This window comes from Kitasatospora sp. NPDC097691 (assembly GCF_040302665.1).
Classification (GTDB): Bacteria; Actinomycetota; Actinomycetes; order Streptomycetales; family Streptomycetaceae; genus Kitasatospora.
In genome coordinates this window covers 127,039-146,819 of the sequence record NZ_JBEORY010000017.1, presented here as the reverse complement: position 1 = coordinate 146,819, position 19,781 = coordinate 127,039, and the positions used below count along the sequence as shown (strand labels likewise).

Below are 19,781 nucleotides of genomic sequence, written 5' to 3'. Positions count from 1 at the left end.
AAGGAACGGACGCTTCCTTCGGACCGCCTTCCAGCGGACCCTCCGGGCTTCGTTCTTTCGTGTTTCCAGCTTATCAGATGTTTTCCGCTCCGTTTTCCGGAGTTTCATTCATCGGATTCGCTTTCCGCTTTGCCACCCCGGTCTCCCGCGGCGACTCCGGAACTGTACGGGGACCGGCCCGCCACATGCAAATCGCCCCCGCCCGGGAGTCCGGGCGGGGGCGATCTGGGGCGATCTGGGCCGATCACGACCGATCACGACCGATCAGCGGACCTCGGTGATCTCCGGACCGCGCGCGAACGGGTCGAGCGCGGTGCCGCCGAAGCGGTTGTCGCCCTCACCGGCGGTGGCGGCCGCCCCACCACCGTCGGCCACCATCTGGGCGTCCTCGGGAAGCTTCAGCACGATCGGGTCGCGGGGAGCCATCGGGGCCTCGCCGCGGACGACGACGGTCTGGCGGAAGACCTGCTCAAGGATCCCGGCCATCTCCGGCTGCACCGCGGCCTGGCCCGAGATCACACCGCGCAGGAACCAGCGCGGGCCGTCGCAGCCGACGAACCGCACCAGCTGGACACCCTGGGTGCCGTCCGGCAGCTGCACCGGGACCTGGGCGCGGAGGTGCCAGCCGAGCGAGCCCTCCTCCTCCTCGATGAGGCCGCCCTGCGAGGTGATGCCGTTGGCGATCTCCTCGCGGACCTCACCCCAGATGCCCTCCGACTTCGGGGCCGCGAAGGCCTGGAGCTGGATGGCGCTGTTGCCGAGCACGAGGGTGGCGGCCACGATCGCGTCACCGGCGACCTCGACGCGCAGCTCCATACCCTCGACACCGGGGACCAGCAGACCCCCGAGGTCGACTCGTCCCTCCTCGGGGTTCTCCAGCTCCGAGTGGTCCCACGGACCGTCCGGCCGGGGAGCCGGCGGCAGGCCGACCCTGTCGGCCGGGTCCAGCTCGGTCACGTTCTCGCTCTCGGCGGAACCTTCGACGTCATCGGCCGTCTCGTCGGCGCTGATGGCGTCGTCGGCGAGCTGCTCGACAGCGTCCTCGCTCTTCTGGCGACGACGGAACACGGTCACTGTCCTTCCCGGTCCAAGACCGATGCGAATACCTGCTCGGCTTCCTGCGAGGCCGCGGGCATGCTAGACCGCGGCATGGCCGCCGGTCGACCCGAACCCGCCCTCGGCGCGTGCCGACCCGGGCAGCTCCTCCACCTCGTGGAAGCGGGCCTTCTCGACCTGCTGGATGACCAGCTGGGCGATCCGGTCCCCTCGGCGGAAGCTGACTCCCTCGCGCGGGTCCAGATTGACGACGATCACCTTGATCTCTCCACGGTACCCGGCATCGACCGTCCCCGGGGCGTTCACGAGAGCAACTCCGCAACGAGCTGCGAGCCCGGAGCGGGGGTGGACGAAGGCCGCGTAGCCGTCCGGGAGGGCGATGGCGATGCCGGTGGGCAGCACGGCCCGCTCGCCGGGGGCCAGCTCGGCGTCGACGGTGGTGCGCAGGTCGGCGCCGGCGTCCCCGGGCTGCGCGTAGGCGGGCAGCGGCAGCTCGGGGTCGATGCGCTTGATCAGGACGTCCAGCTGCGGGCGGGGAGTGTCGCTCAAGGGTTCACCTCAAAGGCTCGTGCGCGCTTCATCAGATCCGGGTCGTCGAGGACCTTGTCGATGTCCTCGGCACGACCGTGCGTGGTGAAGTGTTCCAGCTTCACCTGGATGAAGAGCGCCTGAGCGCGTACCGCGACCGGTCCGTCCGGCCCGCCGATCCGGGCCTCGGCGGCGCTGTAGATCTTGCGGCCGTACACGCCGGTGATCCAGGCGCGCAGGTGCAGCACCGAGTCGACGGGCACCGGGGAGAGGAAGTCGGTCTCCAGCCGGCCGGTCACAGCGGGGGCGTGCAGCAGCCAGTTGAGCGTGCCGAGGGTCTCGTCCATGGCGGTGGTCAGCAGGCCGCCGTGGGCCAGGCCGGGGCCGCCCTGGTGGACGTCCCGGACGGTGAACTCGGCCGTGACGTCGAGTCCCTCGCCGGCGACCGCGTCGATCCGCAGGCCGCCGGGGTGCTGCGGGCCGCAGCCGAAGCAGTGCTCGTAGTGGGAGCCGAGCCGGGTGCCGGGGGCCGGAGCCTCGGGGGCGCGCGGCGGCAGAACGGCGTCCGGCGGCGGGGTCGTGGGGGACGGCGGCATCGCGGGCGTCGGCCGGCCGTCGGGGGCGGTGGGGGCTGTCGTACCGGTCACGGTGCCCAACCCTACCCAGGGGTAGCCAGGCCTCGGGTGGGGGTGGCGTCCCGGGCCGGGCGTCAGGGCGCCCACAATGGGGGCATGTACGACGAACGCCTCACGGTGCCGCGCTCCTGGTGGCTGCTCCCGGCCGCGGTGGGCCTCACGCTCGCGCTGATCCTGATCCGGGTCAGTGGCCCGGCCGCGCTGGTCGGACTGGTGGCCGGCATCGCCGCCGGCGCCGTCGCGATCAGCAGTTACGGCTCGGCCCGGATCCGCGTGGTCCAGGGCTCGCTGGTCGCCGGACCGGCCCGGATCCCGGTGGACGCGCTCGGCACCGCGCAGGCGCTGAGCCCCGCCGAGGCGGCGGCCTGGCGCGGTCCGAAGGCCGATCCGCGCGCCTTCATGCTGCTGCGCAGCTACGTCCCGACGGCGCTGCGGGTCGAGGTGAGCGACCCGGCCGACCCGACGCCGTACCTCTATCTGTCGACCCGCTCGCCGATGAAGCTGGCGGAGGCGCTGGAGGAGGCCCGGCGCGGCGCCCGCACCTGAGCGGGCGGGCGCGGGGCCCTGCGGGGCCCGACGAGACCGGAAAACGGAGAGGGACGGTTCCGCTGCTGCGGGACCGTCCCTACGACTTCGTACGGGCCGACGCGTCGGCCGACTCCGTCCTACCGGGCCCGTCCGTACGGACGGCTCCCGGAACTGCCGTCCGGCCCCGCTGCCCGGGGCCGGAAGGAGCGGTGTGCCGGTCCCGCGGGAGCCGCGGGCACCGGGCCCTGTCCGCCGCGGTGCTCAGGCGCCGCAGTCCCGGCAGATCGGGTTGCCGTTCTTCTCGCTGTAGAGCTGGCTGCGGTGGTGGACCAGGAAGCAGCTCATGCAGGTGAACTCGTCGGCCTGCTTCGGCAGCACCCGAACGGCGAGCTCCTCGTTCGAGAGGTCGGCGCCGGGGAGTTCCATGCCCTCGGCGGCGTCGAACTCGTCGACGTCGACGGAGCCGCCGCCCTTGTCGTTCCGCCGAGCCTTGAGCTCCTCGATGCTGTCTTCGTTGAGCTCGTCGTCGGTCTTGCGTGGGGTGTCGTAGTCGGTTGCCATTTTTCGCTCTCCCCCTCCGGGTTGTGCGGTGTGTGCGGTATCTCCAGCGCACGTAACGCATGGGGGGTCGGTCTTGTGCCCGACCCGAGGCGGAGATTTTGCCTTACTTCAAGCCCTGTTACTCAATCGACACTCAGCCCGGGGTCCATCGGGGTGATCCCCGGGGCTGCGGAAGGCCTCACGCTGGGCCATCGCCACCCCTTCCCGGGCCTGGCGAACCATACACGCACAGTGAGCACGGATCGTGCGGGTACCCGCCGAATCCCTTGCCCACCGGGGATGTCGACCGATCCGACGGGTTCGCCCGGGGGCGGAATCCGGTCACGGACGGCGATCGACACCCCCGACCGGGTGATCACTCTCCGGGGTTGACCGACATCGTGGAGCGACACGGTGTGAGCTTGGTCACGTTCAGAATCTTCCGGGGCAAACCGCGGAAAATCCACCCACTCCGACCGCTCGCGGGAGCACGTTACTCGGCGCTCTTCCGGGCCGCCCGACGGGCCGCCAGCGCTGCCTGGCGCTCCTCGAACTTCCGCGCCTGCGAGTCCAGCCCGTCCAGGAAGACGCCCAGCTCGTTCTGCGCCAGCACGCCCTCCGGGCCCAGGCCGCCGATCTCCATCACCTTGAGCTTGCGCAGCACCGGCTGCAGCACGTCGTCGTGGTGGATGCGCAGGTTGTACACCCCGCCGAGGGCGATCTGCGCGGCGGCGCGCTCGAAGCCGGGGATGCCGTGGCCGGGCATGCGGAAGTTCGTGACCACGTCGGCGATGGCCCGCATGGCCTGGTCGGGGGCGATCTCCAGGGCGGCCTTCAGCAGGTTCCGGTAGAAGACCATGTGCAGGTTCTCGTCGTTGGCGATCTTCGCCAGGAGCTGCTCGCAGAGCGGGTCGCCGGCGTACTTGCCGGTGTTGCGGTGCGCGATGCGGGTGGCGAGCTCCTGGAAGGCCACGTACGCGACCGAGTGCAGCATGCTGTGCGCGTTGTCGGACTCGAAGCCCTCGGACATGTGGCTCATCCGGGCCCGCTCCAGCTCCACCGGGTCGACGGCCCGGGTGGCGAGCAGGAAGTCGCGGATGGCTATGCCGTGGCGCCCCTCCTCGGCCGTCCAGCGGTGCACCCAGGTGCCCCAGGCGCCCTCGCGGCCGAACATGGTCGCGATCTCGTGGTGGTAGCTGGGGAGGTTGTCCTCGGTCAGCAGGTTGACCACGAGCGAGACCCGGCCCAGCGCGGTCACCTGCGACTGCTCCAGCGACCAGGCCTCGCCGCCCAGCACGCCGTCGAAGTCGCGGCCCTGGCTCCACGGGACGAACTCGTGCGGCATCCACTCCTTGGCCACGGCCAGGTGGCGGTTGAGCTCCGTCTCCACGACCTCTTCGAGGGCCAGGATCAGCCGCGTGTCGGTCCAGTCGCTCGATCCGAGCGAGGTGCTGCTCTGCACAGGGGCGATGGTCACGGTCTTGCTCCTGGGGGACGGCACGCGCGGGGACGGGCGCGTAGGGCGGGCACACGTCGTGCGACGTCGGCGGGCGCGCCGACGGACTCACTTACGGTTGCGTAGGTTACGACACCGTAAGTTGCTCGGGCCAGAAAAGACAAGCCGCCCCCGCCAGGCCTTATGTCGTCTTGACGGCCTGACGGGGGCGGCTTGCTCTTCCTGCCTTCTGGTGGCACCCGGCCTACGGCGAGGGGATCCGGACCCGCATGGTGAGGCCCCCGCCGGCCCGCGGGGTGGCCTCGATGGTGCCGCCGTGGGCGCGCACCACCGAGCGGACGATGGACAGGCCGAGCCCGACCCCCTTGTCGCTGCGGGTGCGGTCGGCGCCCTTGACCCGGCGGAACGGCTCGAAGATGTGCTCCAGCTCGTACCCCGGCACCACCGGGCCGGTGTTGGAGACCACCAACTCGCCGCCGCCCGGCACCTCGGCGGTGGCCAGTTCGACCCAGCCGCCCGCGGTGTTGTACCGCACCGCGTTCTGCAGCAGATTGAGCGCCAGCCGCTCCAGCAGCACGCCGTTGCCCCCGACCACGGCCGGATCGAGCTTCGAGCGCAGCTCGACCTCGCGCTTGTCCGCCTCGGCCCGGGTCTGCTCCAGCGCCCGGGTGGCCACCTCGGACAGCTCCACCGGACGGCGGTCGGTCAGCTCGTTCTCGCTGCGGGCGAGCAGCAGCAGGCCCTCGACCAGCTGCTCGCTGCGCTCGTTGGTGGCCAGCAGGGTCTTGCCCAGCTGCTGCAGGTCCGGCGAGGCCGCCGGGTCGGAGAGCTGGACCTCCAGCAGGGTGCGGTTGATCGCGAGCGGGGTTCGCAGCTCGTGCGAGGCGTTGGCGACGAAGCGGCGCTGGGAGTCGAAGGAGCGGTCCAGCCGGTCCAGCATGTCGTCGAAGGTGTCGGCGAGCTCCTTGAGCTCGTCGTCCGGGCCGTCCAGCTCGATCCGGCGGTGCAGGTCGGAGGAGGCGACGTCGCGGGCGGTGCGGGTGATCCGGCCGAGCGGGCGCAGCACCCGGCCGGCCATCGCGTACCCGGCCGCGAAGGCGATCACGGCGAGGCAGACGAGGACGGTGAGCAGCTTGCGCAGCAGGGTGTTGAGCGCCTGGCCGGTCTGGAAGGCCCTCTGGGTGGCCAGCCACTGGTCGAGCGCGGACTGGCTGGTGATGACCTGGTTGTCATCCGTCCGCACGGGGATGCCGTTGAGCACCAGGTGCGGCTGGCCGACCTGCTGGAGCGCCTGCTGGACGAAGAAGTACATCACCAGCAGCAGCACCACGCCGGCCATCAGGAACACCCCGCCGTAGAGCAGGGTGAGCCGCATCCGGATGGTGGGGCGGAAGGGCAGCCAGGCGAGCACGCCGTCACCCGGGACGTAGGTCTGGTTCGACCGGGCCGCGTGCGGGGGGTGCAGGGGCTTGGGCGGTACGGCGCGCGGGCCGCCGGCGGGCGCGCCGGAGGGCCCGCCGGCCGGGGGCGGGGTGGTCATGATCGTCCTCTCGGGGCGTCCGCCGGGCGGCGGGCGCGGGGTGGGGAGTCCCGGGGGTCCGGCCCCCGTGACGGGAGTCCGGGGGCGGGCCCCGCTTCGGTGGAATCCGGTGGTCGGATCCGGGGTGGTCGGATCCGGGGGTGGTTCCAGGGGTCGGATCCGGTCAGATCCGGTAGCCGGAGCCCGGCACGGTGACGATCACCGGCGGGTCGCCGAGCTTGCGGCGCAGCGTCATCACGGTGACGCGCACGACGTTGGTGAACGGGTCGGTGTGCTCGTCCCAGGCCTTCTCCAGCAGCTGCTCGGCGGAGACGACGGCGCCGCCGGCCCGCATCAGCACCTCCAGGACGGCGAACTCCTTGGGGGCGAGCTGGACGGTGCGTCCGTCGCGGATCACCTCGCGCCGGCCGGGGTCGAGCGAGATGCCGGCGCGCTCCAGCACCGGGGGCAGCGGAATGGTCGCGCGGCGCCCCAGCGCCCTTACCCGGGCGACGAGTTCGCTGAAGGCGAACGGCTTCGGAAGGTAGTCGTCCGCGCCGATCTCCAGGCCCTCGACCCGGTCGCTGATGTCGCCGGAGGCGGTCAGCATGATCACCCGGGTCGCCAGGCCCTGCTCGACCACCTTGCGGCAGACGTCGTCGCCGTGGACCAGCGGGAGGTCGCGGTCCAGGACCACGACGTCGTAGTCGTTGACCGCGATGCGCTGGAGCGCGGCCTCCCCGTCGTACACCACGTCGACGGCCATCGCCTCGCGGCGCAGGCCGGTCGCTACGGCCTCGGCAAGCAGCTGCTCGTCCTCGACGACGAGAACCCGCACGGTCGTTGTCCCTTCTCCAGGCCGGCCCCGGAAGCGGACGCGCGGCTCCGACGGTGCCTCCATCCTGCCTGGTCCTGCGGTAAAGCAGCGATAAGCTGCCACTCGGGCACGGGGCCCGGGTCCGCGGCGGTGACGGTTCGTGTCGGTACCACTCCGCTTGGACTGTGACACGGGCAACTTTCTTCCGCCCGGAGGTTTCCCGGCCGCCTCCCGGGGGAGGACAGCTGCACACCCGCGATCTGGCTGTTGGCCGGTCGCACCCACCCGCCGTGCGTTTCGTCCGCGCCGGCCCTGGGGTTGGGACATCACCGGGAGCGGCCGCCAAGCCGTCTCCGCGTCCGACCGGAGAACCACCGTTTCCGGCCGGGGCGCTTTCACCGGCTGGACCTTCCTCGGGGCGGAGAACGCACGACCGTGCACGTCCGACACAGTAAGGGGGCCCGTATGGACGCCTTCAAGGCCGGAATCCTGCAGCGCATAGCCAACGCCGAGCAGGATCTGCACCGCGCGATCGAGGCCGGGGACGAGTTCCTCGCCGAGGTGGAGCAGTCCGAGCTGGACGACCTCCGCCGACTCGCCGCCGAACACGGTGTGGACACGGTGCTGGAGCGCCACCGCACCGCTGCCTGACCCGTTCGGCACCACCGACCCGTCGCCGGAACTCCGGCACCTGCGGCCCTACGGGGGCCGTGCGAAACCCAGGCCCTGGCATCCCCCGTATGTCAGGGCTCTTCGCATGCCCGGGGCCGTCCGACGGCCCGGTCCGGCCGGTCCTGGGTCGGCCGGGCCGGAGCCCGCCGGGCCGGACCGGCCGGAACCGGTCAGTCCGTCCAGGCGCGCAGCGCGGCCAGGCGCTCCTGCAGCGGCTCGTACACCCCCGGGGCGGCGGCCACGGTCAGTTCGCCGTCCGGCCCGTGCCCGGGGCGGCCGCCGGTCAGGGCGCCGGCCTCGGCGGCGATCAGGCAGCCGGCGGCGCGGTCCCAGGGGGCGAGGCCGCGCTCGTAGTAGCCGTCCAGCCGCCCGGCGGCCACGTCGCACAGGTCGACCGCCGCCGCCCCACCCCGGCGGATGTCCCGCACCTCGGGCATCAGTGCCAGCAGGACCTCGGCCTGGCGCACCCGCACCGACTGGACGTAGTTGAAGCCGGTGGCGATCAGCGCCTGGCCCCACGGCGGGGCCGGGCGGGCCGAGAGCGGCCGGCCGTTCAGTCGGGCGCCGCGGCCCAGGACGGCGTGGAACAGCTCGTCGCGCGCCGGGGCGTACACCACGCCGACAACCGCCCGGCCGTCCACCTCGGCGGCCACGCTGACCGCCCAGGAGGGCAGCCCGTACAGGTAGTTGACCGTGCCGTCGAGCGGGTCCACGACCCAGCGGACCCCGCTGGTGCCGGGCCGTTCGGCGCCCTCCTCGCCGAGGTAGCCGTCGGCCGGGCGGCGGTCGGTGATCAGCTCCAGCACGAGCTTCTCGGAGGCGAGGTCCATCTCGGTGACGACGTCGACCGGGCTGCTCTTGGTGCCGGCCACGCCGAGGTCGGCGGGGCGGCCGTCGCGCAACAGGATGCCGGCCTGCCGGGCCGCGTCCAGGGCGACGTCCAGCAGGTCGTCGAGGAGCCGGTCGTCGGGCTGGGCGGGGGCGGTCACGGGATTCTCCTCCGTAGCGACGGGAACGACGGAACGACGGGTCGGGCGGGTTCAGCGCTCGGCGACGGCCGGGCGCGGGGCCCGCGGGTTGGGGCAGCAGGCGATCGCGCACACGTCGTGGCCGGGGCCGAGCGCGCCGAGGGCGCAGCGGGTCACGTTCTCGCCGCGCTCGGTGGCGGCCCGCTCCAGGACGAGTTCGCGGACGGCGGCGGTGAACCGGGGGTCGGCGCCGACGGTGGCGGCGCGGGCCACCGGCAGGCCGAGTTCGGCGGCCTTGGCGACCGCCTCGGTGTCGAGGTCGTACTTGACCTCCATGTGGTCCGAGACGAAGCCGATCGGGACCATCACCACGGCGGGCGCGCCCTCGGCCCGCCGGGCCTCCAGGTGGTCGCAGATGTCCGGCTCCAGCCACGGGGTGTGCGGGGCTCCGCTGCGGCTCTGGAACACCAGCGCCCAGGGCCGGTCGGCGACACCGGTGCGCTCGGCGACGGCCGCGACGATCAGCCGGGCCACGTCCAGGTGCTGGGCGACGTACGCGCCGCCCGGCGTACCGCGGGCCGGGTCGTCCGGGGCGCCCGAGGTCTCGGCCATGGGGTCCGGGATGGAATGCGTGGTGAACGCGAGCCGGGCGCCGGCCCGGACGGCCTCGGGCAGCTCCGCCAGCGCGGCCAGGGTGGCGTCGATCATCGGCTCGACGAAGCCGGGGTGGTTGTGGAAGTGCCGCAGCTTGTCGACCCGCAGGGCGGGCACGCCTTCCTCCGCCAGGGCGGCCAGCGCGTCGGCGAGGTTCTCCCGGTACTGGCGGCAGCCCGAGTAGCCGGCGTAGGCGCTGGTGGCGAGCACGGCGATCCGGCGGTGTCCGTCGGCGGCCATCTCCCGGAGGGTGTCGACCAGGTAGGGCGCCCAGTTCCGGTTGCCCCAGTAGACCGGCAGGTCCAGCCCGTGTTCGGCGAAGTCCTTGCGCAGCCCGGCGAGCAGTTCGCGATTCTGCTCGTTGATCGGACTGACCCCGCCGAACATGAAGTAGTGCTTGCCCACCTCCTTCAGCCGCTCCTTGGGGATCCCGCGGCCGCGGGTGACGTTCTCCAGGAACGGGACGACCTCCTCGGGGGCCTCGGGCCCGCCGAAGGACAGGAGCAGCAGGGCGTCGTACGGAGCGGCGCCGGAGGGGAAGGGTTTGCGCGCGTCGGACATGGCACCGATCCTGCCACTGAGGGGCCGGGCGACGTCGCCGGGGCCGCGTCGGCGTCCGGAAAATACCGTTTGCCAACATACGTAAGCTGTGTTGGCCCGCCTCGTTCCTTACCTCACGGAGACTCCCCGTGCTGTCCAGCTACCGCCGGATATTCGCCGCCCCCGGCACTCTGGCCTTCTCCTCCGCCGGGTTCATAGCCCGCCTGCCGATCTCCATGGCCGGCATCGGCATCGTGACCATGCTCTCCCAGCTGACGGGGTCGTACGGGCTGGCCGGCGCGGTCTCGGCGACCATGGCCGTCGCGGCCGCGGCACTCGGCCCGGCGGTCTCCTGGCTGGTCGACCGGCGCGGGCAGCGCCGCGTCGCCCTCCCCGCCGCCGCGATCACCGTCGCCGCCGCGGCCGCACTCCTGCTCTGCGCCCACTTCCACGCGCCGTCCTGGACCCTCTTCCTCTTCGCCGTCGGCCTCGGCGTCATGCCCAGCGCCGGCGCCATGGTCCGTGCCCGCTGGGCCCACCTCTACCGCGACGACGCCGCCAAGCTGCACACCGCGTACTCCTTCGAGGCGGTCGTCGACGAGGTCTGCTTCATCGTCGGCCCGATCCTCGCCATCGGCCTGGCCACCAACGTCTTCCCCGAGTCCGGCCTGCTGGTGGCCGTCGTCGCGCTCGCTATCGGCATCGCCCTGTTCACCGCCCAGCGGCGCACCGAACCGCCGGTTCACCCGGCCTCGGCCCACAGCGGCGGCAGCGCCATCCTCAACGGCGGCCTGGTCGTACTGGTGCTGACCTTCGTCGCCACCGGAGCGATCTTCGGCTCGGTCGAGATCGTCACCGTCGCCTTCGCCGACGCCCAGGGGCACAAGGGGCTCTCCAGCGTCATCCTCGCCGTGTGGGCGTTCGGCTCCGGCCTGGCCGGCGTCGTCTACGGAGCGCTCAAGCCCAGGAGCCCGCTGGCCACCCGCTTCTTCGTCGGCGTGGTGATGATGGCGCTCAGCATGATCCCCATCCTGCTCGTCGCCTCCACCGTGCACGGCGTCGGCGGGCTGATCGCGGCCGGCGCCGCCCTGCTGGTCGCCGGCGTCGCCATCTCGCCCACCCTGATCTCCGCGATGGCCCTGGTCGAACGGCTCGTCCCGGCCGCCAAGCTCACCGAGGGCATGGCCTGGACCACCACCGGCCTCGCCCTCGGTGTGGCCTTCGGCTCGTCGATCGGCGGCTGGGTGGTCGACGCCTCCGGTGCCCCGGCCGGCTACTGGGTCCCGCTGACCGCCGGCGCCCTCGGGGTGCTCGTCGCGCTGACCGGACTCCGGCGCCTGCGCTCCGGAGTCGCCGCGAACGAGCCCGCCGAATCGGCCGATCGACCCGTAGACGTCGAACGGTGAACTGACTAATCTCTCGCCCTACCCACGGGCCTACCCGTGGGTAGGGCGGCCGCGCCGCCCCGGACCGCGCCGACCCGTTCGGCCCCGGAGCAGGAGGCAGCGCAATGCCCCAGGCCAGTACCGCGACCCGCACCCGGTGGACCAACTGGGCCGGCAACCAGAGCGCCGAGCCCACCCGGGCCACCGCCCCCGGAACCGCGGAGGAACTGGCCAAGGAGATCCTGCGCGCCGCCGACCAGGGCCGCACGGTCAAGGCCGTCGGCTCCGGCCACTCCTTCACCTCGATCGCCTCCGCCGGCGACGGCGTCCAGATCCGCCCGCACGCGCTCACCGCCGTACGCGAGATCGACCGCGAGGCGGGCACCATCACCGTCGAGTCCGGCCTCCCGCTGCACCGCCTCAACCGGATCCTCGCCGCCGAGGGCCTGTCCCTCACCAACATGGGCGACATCGAGGTCCAGACCGTCGCCGGCGCCACCAGCACCGGCACCCACGGCACCGGCCGCGACTCCGGCTCGCTCGCCGCGCAGATCCGCGCGCTGGAGATCGTCCTCGCCGACGGCTCCGTCAAGCGCTGCTCCCCCACCGAGAACCCCCGGCTCTTCCAGGGCGCCCGGCTCGGCCTCGGCGCCCTCGGGGTGATCACCGCGCTCACCTTCGGCGTCGAACCGGCCTTCCTGCTCACGGCGCACGAGCAGCCGATGGCCTTCGACGAGGTGCTGGAGCGCCTCGACGACCTCACCGCCGTCAACGAGCACTTCGAGTTCTACTGGTTCCCGCACACCGACCGCTGCTCCACCAAGCGCAACAACCGCAGCCAGGGCCCGGCCGCCCCGCTGCCCCGCTTCAAGGGGTGGCTGGAGGACGACTTCCTCTCCAACACCGTCTGGGAGGGCGCCTGCCGGGTCGGCCGGCGCTTCCCCGGTTCGATCCCCTCGATCGCGGCACTGGCCAGCCGGGCCTGGTCCGACCGCAGCTACACCGACACCGCGTACCGGGTGTTCACCAGCCCGCGCAAGGTCCGCTTCGTGGAGATGGAGTACGCGGTGCCGCGCGAGGCCGTCGGCGGGGTGCTGCGCGAGCTGAAGGCCCTGGTCGAGCGCTCCGACTGGAAGATCAGCTTCCCGGTCGAGGTGCGCTTCGCCCCCGCCGACGAACTCTGGCTCTCCACCGCCTCGGGCCGGGACAGCGCCTACATCGCCGTCCACCTCTACCGGGGCACCGCCGACCAGGGCTACTTCACCGGCGTCGAACAGTTGATGACCGCCCATCAGGGCCGCCCGCACTGGGGCAAGCTGCACACCCGCGACGCCGAGTACCTGGCCGGCGTCTACCCGCACTTCGGCGACTTCACCGCGCTGCGCGACGAGGTCGACCCGCAGCGGGTCTTCGGCAACGACTACCTGCGCCGGGTGCTGGGGGCCTGACCCCGGGAGCCGTACCGGACCCGTCAGTTCGCCGGGGTCCCGGCCGCCGGCGACGGGGCCGCCGGCGCCCGCGTGGGCTCGTCCCCCGCCACGGGCGGCTGCGACGTGGCCCCACCGGTGGGCTTCCCGCCGTCCGCCGACGGGGAGGAGCCGGCCGACGGGCCGGCGCTCGGGCCCGCCGAGGGCGAGGCCGTGCCCGCGCCGGTGCTCGGGGTACCGCTCGGCTCCCGGCCCGGCCGCGTCGTCGCCGGGGCCGAGGCGCCGCCGGACGGCGTCGTCGCCGGTCCGGGCGTGCCGCCCGGCGCCGGCCGCTGCGGCGGAGCGTCCTGCGGCTGCGAGGACTTGGGCGCCACCGAGCCGCCGAAGGAGGTGCCGTTGCCGGACTCGCCCTTGACCGTCGCCGACACCGGCTGCCCGGTGGCCAGTTCGAACGCCACGATCGGCGTCATCGCCAGCACGAACACCAGCCCGGACACCGCCGCACAGGTCTTCCAGGTCCACCGCCGGCGCGCCCGCACCACCTGCGGCTCGTTCCACTCCGCGGTCAGCACCGGCTGCCGCACCGCCTGCTCCGGCGGCTCGGATTCCACCGGCACCTGGCGCAGCGCGTTCGCCGTCTGGTTCGGCCCCCGGTCCACCGCCTCGCGCAGTTGTTCACCGGTCCGCCTGAAGAGGTGCTGGAGCACGGCGCCACCGGTGGTGGCCCCGACACTCACCACCGCGGCGCCCATGATCGTTCCGTACACGCCCAGTTCGGAGGCCAACAGCGCGCCCACGACGGCGGCCAGTGCGCTCGCCGCGACCTGAGCCACACTCAGATCGATCCGCTTGCGCTCCTCCTTGCCGCCCTCCTCGGCGGGGCTCCGCTCCGGCATCAACATCCCTCGGTCCGTACGACTTCCTCGAACAAGCCACTCCATCTTGCCCAAAGAAGGACACAAGGGACGAAAATGCGGTTCTGCACGCCCGGATTGTGTGAAGATGATCACCGTTCACCCGTCGGTGGTCCGCCATCGGGGGCGCGCACTCTTGAGATTCCCGTGAATCGCGGGAGACTTGAGCGGCGAGCCGCCCCTTTGGATGCCACGAATGGAGTACTGTTCGTAAAGCCTGAGCCTTGGGTCGACTTGTCGACTGCGCCTACACCGGCAGCTTGACGAGGAGCCACGGAACGGGCACGCACGGCGACGCCGGTCCCGGATCGTCGCGAACACTCCGCGTGCGAGGACGGCCGGGACACCCAGGCGCGACGCCGACGGATGGCGTGGCAAAAAGGCAACCGTGCCACAGCGGCGCGCGCGGGCATGAGCCCGACACGCCGGGGAACTCAGCAAGGTTGTGGCCAGTCGCGAGTGGGCAGGCCACACTCAGTACGGGAGCAGCGACGCAGGTGACGTCGGCAGGCACCACCCGGGAGGTAACCGTGCCCGAACTGCGGGTTGTGGCCGTCAGCAACGACGGCACACGGCTGGTGCTCAAGGCTGCCGACAGCACGGAGTACACCCTCCCCATCGACGAGCGGCTGCGTGCCGCCATCCGCGGCGACCGGCCGCGCCTCGGCCAGATCGAGATCGAGGTCGAGAGCCACCTCCGCCCCCGGGACATCCAGGCCCGGATACGAGCCGGTGCCTCCGCCGAGGAGGTCGCCCAGGCCGCCGGGATCTCCGTCGACCGCGTCCGCCGCTTCGAGGGCCCGGTCCTCGCCGAGCGCGCCTTCATGGCCGAGCGCGCCCGCAAGACCGCCATCCGCCGCAACGGCGAGTCCCCCGGCCCGCAGCTCGGCGAGGCCGTCGCCGAGCGCCTCGCGCTGCGCGGCGCCGAGAAGGACACCGAGCGCTGGGACTCCTGGCGCCGCGACGACGGCACGTGGGAGGTCATCCTCTCCTACCGGGCCGACGGCGAGGGCCGCAGTGCGTCCTGGACGTACGACCCGCCCCGGCGCCTGGTCCAGCCCAACGACGACGAGGCCCGCGCGCTGATCGGCGAGAACGTCGAGCGCGAGGAGGAGTCGGTCTTCCCGTTCATCCCGCGGATCGCCCGGCTCCCCCAGGAGCGGCCGCCCCGCCCGATGATCGACCGGCCCTCGGCCGACCGCATCATGTCGGCCCGCGAGGTCCGCGAGTCGCGGGAGGCCACCGCGGATTCCCGGGACTCGCTGACCAGCCTGCTCGACGTCGTCCCCGCCTTCCGCGGCGACCTCGCCGTCGGCGGCCCCACCCCGATCGAACCGGTGCCCGCCGAGGTCGCCGAGGAGAGCGAGGAGTCAGCCGCGGCCGCCGCCCCGGCGGTCGGCGCGGGCTCTGCCTACGCCGACATCCTGATGCCGCGCGCCGTCGCCCCGCACCGCGAGCGCCTGGTCGGCACCACCGACCGGCAGGCCGAGGCGGACGGCGTCCGGCCCGGACGCCGGGCCACCGTGCCCAGCTGGGACGAGATCGTCTTCGGCAGCCGGCGCAAGAAGCAGGAATAGCAGCAGGAAGTGGTGCGGGGCGTCGGCTCGGCCGACGCCCCGCACCACTGTGTGCCCGTCAGGAGATCCTGCCGCGGACCGGGTGCCGGATCAGCCCGGCTGGTCGGTGACCGCCACCGGACGGCTCGGGTCGCTCGACCACTCGCTCCACGACCCCGGGTACAGCGTGGCCGTCAGACCCGCCACCTCCAGCGCCAGGATCTGGTGCGCCGCCGTCACCCCCGAGCCGCAGTACACCGCGGTCTCCCGCTCCCCCGCGCCCAACGCGCGGAAGCGGGCAGCCAGCTCGGCCGCCGGGCGGAACCGCCCGTCCGGGCCGACGTTCTCGGCCGTCGGCGCCGACACCGCGCCCGGGACGTGCCCGGCCCGCGGATCCACCGGCTCCGTCTCGCCCCGGTAGCGCTCCCCCGACCGGGCGTCCAGCAGCAGACCGGCGCGTGCCCAGGCCGCGGCACCGTCCGCATCGACCGTCGGCAGCTGCCCGGGCACCGGCTTGAAGTCGCCCTCCACGGGCTCCGGCAGCTCGGCCGTCGCCGGCAGCCCGGCCGCCTGCCAGGCCGCGAAGCCGCCGTCCAGCACCCGGACGTCCCGGTGCCCGGCCCAGCGCAGCAGCCACCAGGCACGCGCCGCCGCCATCGAGGCCGCACCGTCGTACACCACGACCGGGCGCTCCGCGCTCACCCCGAAGCCGCGCATCGCCGCGCCGAACTCCTCCGGGTCCGGCAGCGGGTGGCGCCCGCCGAGGCCCGGCGCGCCGGGCGGGGCCGCGAGGTCCCGGTCCAGCTCGACGAAGTGGGCGCCGGGCAGGTGCCCGGCCCGGTACTCCTCGGCCGCGGTCGGGCCGCCCGGCGCGGCACCGACCAGCTGGTAGCGCACGTCCAGCAGCACCGGCGGACGGGCGGAGGCGAGCGCCTCCCGCAGCTCGGCCGCGGAGATCAGCGGAGAACCCTCGTTGTAGGTCGTCATGGCCGCCATTGTCGCTCAGCGCCGCCCGGAGGCGTGGCGTACGGATCCGTACCGGGCCCGACGGATCCACGGGACACGCCCGAGCCGCCGCTCTTTGTGCGGACTTTGCCGGATTTTCCGCGCGGCCCGAGGGTTGGGCGCCCGCCAGGGTGGAAGCATCACCCTCGCGCACGAGGATTTCCGTGCGCCAACCACCCACGAGGAGGCCCGCATTGCCCGCGGTGGAACTCCGACTGGCCCAGGGCACGCCCTGCTGGGTCAGCCTGCTGACCGACGACCTGGCCGGCGCCCGCGCCTTCTACGGCGAACTGCTCGGCTGGACGTACTCCCCGGGGCCCGGCCAGCTCGGCGACTACGTCCGGGCCGAACTCGACGGGGCACCGGTCGCCGGCCTCGGTCTCTCCACCGCCACCGGCTTCCCGGTCCAGTGGACCACCTACTTCGCCGTGGACGACGCCGACCGCACCGCCCAGTTGGTCCGCGAGTGCGGCGGCACCGTCGCCGTCGGGCCGCTGCAGGCCGAGCGCGCCGGGCGGATGGCCATCGCCTCCGACGTCTCCGGAGCCGTCTTCGGCCTCTGGCAGGGCGAGGAGCACCTCGGCCGGGAGGCCGGCACCGAGCCCGGCGAACCGGCCTGGGCCGAACTGCTCACCCCCGACACGGAAGGCGCCGCCGTCTTCTACACCGCCGTGCTCGACCGCCCGCTCCGGCCCGGTGCGGACGAGACCGCACTGCTCGTGCACGGCCGACCGGTCGCCGGCATCCGGCACCGCGCCGACCTGCGCGGCCACCCGCCCCGCTGGCGCACCCACTTCGCCGTCCGCGACAGCGACCTGACCGCCCGTCACGCGGTGGAGCTCGGCGGCCGGATCCTGGTCGCACCGCACGACACCGCCCGCGGCCGCGCCGCACGGCTGGCCGACCCGCAGGGCGGGCACTTCTCCGTACTGGAGGCCGTGGCGTAGCGGGTGCGGGCCCGGGACGTCAGGCCTGCTGCTCCTCGAAGGGCAGCACGTCCGGGGAGAGCACCGAGGCGCGGGCCGTCGCGGCCGTCATGCGGCGGCGGTGGTGACGGCGGCACAGCACCTCGTAGCCGACCTCGTCGTCACGCACCGAGATGTCGCCGATCACCACCTGAGCGCCCTCGACCACCATCACCCCGCCGACCGTCCGGGCGTTGTGGGTCGCCCGCGCCCCGCACCAGCACAGCGCCTCGACCTGCAGCACCTCCACCCGGTCGGCCAGCTCGATCAGCCGCTGCGAACCCGGGAACAGCCGGGTGCGGAAGTCGGTGGTGATGCCGAAGGTGTAGACGTCGATGTCCAACTCGTCCACCACCCGGGCCAGCTGGTCGACCTGCTCGGCGTCGAAGAACTGCGCCTCGTCGCAGATCAGGTAGTCCACCCGGCCGCCGGCCGAGAGCCGGTGCACCACGTGCGCGTGGAAGTCGAAGTCGTCCGTCACCTCGACCGCCTCGGCCCGCAGGCCCAGCCGACTGGAGATCGTCGCGGCGCCCGCCCGGTCGTGGCGGGTGAGGATCACGCCCTTGCGGCCGCGCGCAGTGTGGTTGTGGTCCATCTGCAGCGCCAGCGTCGACTTGCCGCAGTCCATCGTGCCCGAGAAGAACACCAGTTCAGCCATGGGTGGAGCAAGGGCCTTTCACATCAGGGGAGTTCGGGCACAGAAGAGTCAAGGGATCGATTCAGCCGCGGACTTCGAGCAGCGGCACGAACTGCTCGACCGGGGTCATCGAGCCGTGCAGCCCGATCATCGCGGATTCACCGGGCTCGTTGCGGGAGGCGACGATCGCGATGTCGTCGCGCGCCGCGGCGACCACGTCGCCGATCCGGCCGTACACCCGCTCGTCCACAGCCGGGCCGAACCAGCCCGCCGCGATCGCCTGGTCCCGGGTGGCCACCCACATCCGGTCGCCCAGCACCTCGCTCCAGACCGCGTGCACGTCGGCCGCGGCACCGGGCACCGCGTACACGTGCCGGGCCCGGCCCTCACCACCGAGCAGCGCCACCCCGGCGCCCAGCTCCCAGTCCTCGTCGAAGTCGATCCGGTCCTCCGGCGCGATGTCGATCATGCCGTGGTCGGCCGTCACGTACATCGCCGAGCGCGGCGGCAGCCGCTCGGCCAGCCGGCGGGCCAGCCGGTCCACCGCGTCCAGCGTCATCCGCCACTCGTCGGAGTCCACCCCGAAGCGGTGGCCCGCACCGTCCAGCTCGCTGACGTAGGTGTACACCAGCGCCCGGTCGTGCTCGGCCAGCCAGGAAGCCGCCAGGTCCATCCGCTCCTCGCCGGTGGTGCGGCCGAGGAAGGTGCCGCCGGACAGGGCCACCCTGGTCAGCGGGGTCTGTGCGAACAGCGGGGACGAGACCTGCGCGGTGGCCACCCCGGCCTGGTGCGTCCGCTCGAAGACCGTCGGGTACGGCTGCCAGGCGTGCGGCTCGGTCGGCGGCTGCCAGCGCAGCTGGTTCATCAGGTAGCCGGCGCCCGGCACCGCCACCGTGTACCCGGCCAGGCCGTGCAGGCCCGGCGGCGTCCCGGTGCCGACCGAGGCCAGCGAGGTCGCCGTGGTGGACGGGAAGCCCGCGGTCAGCGGACGGCCACTGCCGCCCAACGAGCTCCCGGCCAGCGAGGACAGGAACGGCGCGTACTCGGGGTGGCGCAGCAGCAGCTCCCACCCCAGGCCGTCCACCAGGAACACCACCACCCGGTCCGCCGGGGCGATCGGCAGCGTCGCGGTGAACCCGGGAACGCCGAGCCCCGCGGCCACCGAGGGCAGCAGGTCGCAGAGCGAACCGCTGCCGTACGGGGGCGCGGGGGCCGTGGCCGGGTCAAGGATCTCGAAGGCGTCGTAGCCGTCGGCAGGAACGAAGGACATGGAACCGGATTCGTAGCGGTCGGAGGCGGCGGCGATCAGACCCGCGGGCCGTTGTCGATCGTCGCGTCGGACAGGGCCCGGGCGAACACCAGCGCCTGGGACACCGTCTCCGGGCCGTCACCGGCCTCGCTCACCCGCAGCGAGAGGTCGTCGGCCGTCGCCGAGCCCGTGTAGCCGTGGTCCGCCTCGCAGTTCGGGTCCGAGCAGCCGGCCGGCTCCAGGTCCAGACGCTGCACCGCGCCCCAGCCGATCGTCAGCACCACCTCGCGCGGCAGCGTCCCCGGCGTGTACGTCTCCGGGTTCGCCACCATCCGGCTCACCACGACCGAGCCGATCCGGTCCAGCCGGACGCTCTCCGTCGAGGTCGTCGCGAACGGTACGGCGGGGCTGCCCTCCGCACCCGACTGCTCGTCGGTGTGGCTCACCACGAACCGGGTCGGGGTCAGCACCAGCACCGTCACGTGCCGGCGGACCTCGTTGGCGTCGAACGTCGTCTCCTGGTGCACCAGGTAGGAGCTGATCGGCTCCGGGCCCACCGCGGACTCCACCGCCTCGGACACCAGGGCCGGGTAGTAGCCGCTGCGCTCGATAGCCGAGCGCAGGTCCTGAGTGGTGGTGGTACCGGTCTTCGCCATATCTCCATCCTGGCATGGTCCGCCGACGAAGCGGGCGGCACGGCGCCGAGCTTCGGACAACAGCGCCCGGGCAG

20 protein-coding genes are annotated in these 19,781 nt (G+C 73.1%); 6 read left to right on the top strand and 14 right to left on the bottom strand.

The window, feature by feature from the left end; genetic code table 11:
• Positions 1 to 264: 264 nt before the first annotated feature.
• The 3 genes from ABTY56_RS15275 to ABTY56_RS15265 form a co-directional block, all read right to left on the bottom strand.
• A complete protein-coding gene (locus ABTY56_RS15275) occupies positions 265 to 1,068 on the bottom strand; it encodes a DUF3710 domain-containing protein (RefSeq protein WP_350629223.1) in 804 nt (267 codons plus the stop codon).
• 69 nt (positions 1,069 to 1,137) lie between these two features.
• The gene (gene dut / locus ABTY56_RS15270) at positions 1,138 to 1,605 is read right to left on the bottom strand and encodes a dUTP diphosphatase (RefSeq protein ID WP_350629222.1); all 468 of its coding nucleotides are present in this window, start codon (positions 1,603 to 1,605) and stop codon (positions 1,138 to 1,140) included.
• The gene (locus ABTY56_RS15265; protein ID WP_350629235.1) at positions 1,602 to 2,180 is read right to left on the bottom strand and encodes a PaaI family thioesterase; all 579 of its coding nucleotides are present in this window, start codon (positions 2,178 to 2,180) and stop codon (positions 1,602 to 1,604) included. The genes dut and ABTY56_RS15265 overlap by 4 nt, the downstream gene beginning before the upstream one ends.
• A gap of 135 nt (positions 2,181 to 2,315) precedes the next feature.
• Here ABTY56_RS15265 and ABTY56_RS15260 point away from each other — a divergent pair, with 135 nt between their 5' ends.
• Entirely contained in the window at positions 2,316 to 2,765 is a 450-nt protein-coding gene (locus tag ABTY56_RS15260) for a DUF3093 domain-containing protein (RefSeq protein ID WP_350629221.1), read from the top strand.
• Positions 2,766 to 3,008: 243 nt separating this feature from the next.
• On the opposite strand, the gene ABTY56_RS15255 is transcribed toward ABTY56_RS15260, so the two are convergent.
• The 4 genes from ABTY56_RS15255 to ABTY56_RS15240 all read right to left on the bottom strand — a co-directional run bounded on the left by ABTY56_RS15255 (position 3,009) and on the right by ABTY56_RS15240 (position 7,100).
• Entirely contained in the window at positions 3,009 to 3,308 is a 300-nt protein-coding gene (locus tag ABTY56_RS15255) for a DUF4193 domain-containing protein (protein WP_030057692.1), read from the bottom strand.
• Positions 3,309 to 3,780: 472 nt separating this feature from the next.
• On the bottom strand, positions 3,781 to 4,764 hold the full coding sequence (locus ABTY56_RS15250) for an acyl-ACP desaturase (RefSeq protein ID WP_350629220.1): 984 nt from the start codon (positions 4,762 to 4,764) through the stop codon (positions 3,781 to 3,783).
• A gap of 223 nt (positions 4,765 to 4,987) precedes the next feature.
• The gene (locus ABTY56_RS15245; RefSeq protein ID WP_350629219.1) at positions 4,988 to 6,283 is read right to left on the bottom strand and encodes a sensor histidine kinase; all 1,296 of its coding nucleotides are present in this window, start codon (positions 6,281 to 6,283) and stop codon (positions 4,988 to 4,990) included.
• A gap of 163 nt (positions 6,284 to 6,446) precedes the next feature.
• A complete protein-coding gene (locus ABTY56_RS15240) occupies positions 6,447 to 7,100 on the bottom strand; it encodes a response regulator transcription factor (RefSeq protein WP_030057689.1) in 654 nt (217 codons plus the stop codon).
• Between the two features lie 444 nt (positions 7,101 to 7,544).
• Here ABTY56_RS15240 and ABTY56_RS15235 point away from each other — a divergent pair, with 444 nt between their 5' ends.
• Positions 7,545 to 7,730, top strand: a complete 186-nt coding sequence (locus ABTY56_RS15235) for a hypothetical protein (RefSeq protein ID WP_030057688.1) — start codon at positions 7,545 to 7,547, stop codon at positions 7,728 to 7,730.
• A 191-nt stretch (positions 7,731 to 7,921) separates the two neighbouring features.
• On the opposite strand, the gene ABTY56_RS15230 is transcribed toward ABTY56_RS15235, so the two are convergent.
• Together ABTY56_RS15230 and ABTY56_RS15225 are read right to left on the bottom strand one after the other, a co-directional pair.
• Entirely contained in the window at positions 7,922 to 8,740 is an 819-nt protein-coding gene (locus tag ABTY56_RS15230; RefSeq protein WP_350629218.1) for an inositol monophosphatase family protein, read from the bottom strand.
• Positions 8,741 to 8,791: 51 nt separating this feature from the next.
• The gene (locus ABTY56_RS15225) at positions 8,792 to 9,934 is read right to left on the bottom strand and encodes a ferrochelatase (protein WP_350629217.1); all 1,143 of its coding nucleotides are present in this window, start codon (positions 9,932 to 9,934) and stop codon (positions 8,792 to 8,794) included.
• Between the two features lie 128 nt (positions 9,935 to 10,062).
• Here ABTY56_RS15225 and ABTY56_RS15220 point away from each other — a divergent pair, with 128 nt between their 5' ends.
• Both ABTY56_RS15220 and ABTY56_RS15215 read left to right on the top strand, forming a co-directional pair.
• Positions 10,063 to 11,319 (top strand): MFS transporter, encoded by a 1,257-nt coding sequence (locus ABTY56_RS15220; protein WP_350629216.1) that lies wholly within the window; start codon positions 10,063 to 10,065, stop codon positions 11,317 to 11,319.
• A 104-nt stretch (positions 11,320 to 11,423) separates the two neighbouring features.
• The gene (locus tag ABTY56_RS15215) at positions 11,424 to 12,746 is read left to right on the top strand and encodes a D-arabinono-1,4-lactone oxidase (RefSeq protein ID WP_350629215.1); all 1,323 of its coding nucleotides are present in this window, start codon (positions 11,424 to 11,426) and stop codon (positions 12,744 to 12,746) included.
• A gap of 23 nt (positions 12,747 to 12,769) precedes the next feature.
• Here ABTY56_RS15215 and ABTY56_RS15210 read toward each other — a convergent pair whose 3' ends face one another.
• Positions 12,770 to 13,621, bottom strand: coding sequence for a hypothetical protein (locus ABTY56_RS15210; RefSeq protein ID WP_350629214.1), 852 nt, complete (start codon positions 13,619 to 13,621; stop codon positions 12,770 to 12,772).
• 515 nt (positions 13,622 to 14,136) lie between these two features.
• Here ABTY56_RS15210 and sepH point away from each other — a divergent pair.
• Positions 14,137 to 15,216: a septation protein SepH gene (sepH, locus tag ABTY56_RS15205; protein WP_350629213.1), complete on the top strand. Its 1,080-nt coding sequence runs from the start codon at positions 14,137 to 14,139 to the stop codon at positions 15,214 to 15,216.
• Between the two features lie 90 nt (positions 15,217 to 15,306).
• Here sepH and ABTY56_RS15200 read toward each other — a convergent pair whose 3' ends face one another.
• The gene (locus ABTY56_RS15200) at positions 15,307 to 16,182 is read right to left on the bottom strand and encodes a sulfurtransferase (protein ID WP_350629212.1); all 876 of its coding nucleotides are present in this window, start codon (positions 16,180 to 16,182) and stop codon (positions 15,307 to 15,309) included.
• Between the two features lie 221 nt (positions 16,183 to 16,403).
• On the opposite strand from ABTY56_RS15200, the gene ABTY56_RS15195 reads away from it, so the two are divergent.
• Entirely contained in the window at positions 16,404 to 17,147 is a 744-nt protein-coding gene (locus tag ABTY56_RS15195; protein WP_350629234.1) for a VOC family protein, read from the top strand.
• Between the two features lie 19 nt (positions 17,148 to 17,166).
• On the opposite strand, the gene ABTY56_RS15190 is transcribed toward ABTY56_RS15195, so the two are convergent.
• The 3 genes from ABTY56_RS15190 to ABTY56_RS15180 form a co-directional block, all read right to left on the bottom strand.
• The gene (locus ABTY56_RS15190; protein ID WP_350523323.1) at positions 17,167 to 17,823 is read right to left on the bottom strand and encodes a thymidine kinase; all 657 of its coding nucleotides are present in this window, start codon (positions 17,821 to 17,823) and stop codon (positions 17,167 to 17,169) included.
• 61 nt (positions 17,824 to 17,884) lie between these two features.
• Positions 17,885 to 19,072 carry an alkaline phosphatase family protein gene (locus ABTY56_RS15185; RefSeq protein ID WP_350629211.1) on the bottom strand — a complete coding sequence of 396 codons (1,188 nt, stop codon included), beginning with the start codon at positions 19,070 to 19,072 and terminating at the stop codon, positions 17,885 to 17,887.
• 35 nt (positions 19,073 to 19,107) lie between these two features.
• Entirely contained in the window at positions 19,108 to 19,707 is a 600-nt protein-coding gene (locus tag ABTY56_RS15180) for a DUF5998 family protein (RefSeq protein WP_350629210.1), read from the bottom strand.
• Positions 19,708 to 19,781 lie beyond the last annotated feature (74 nt).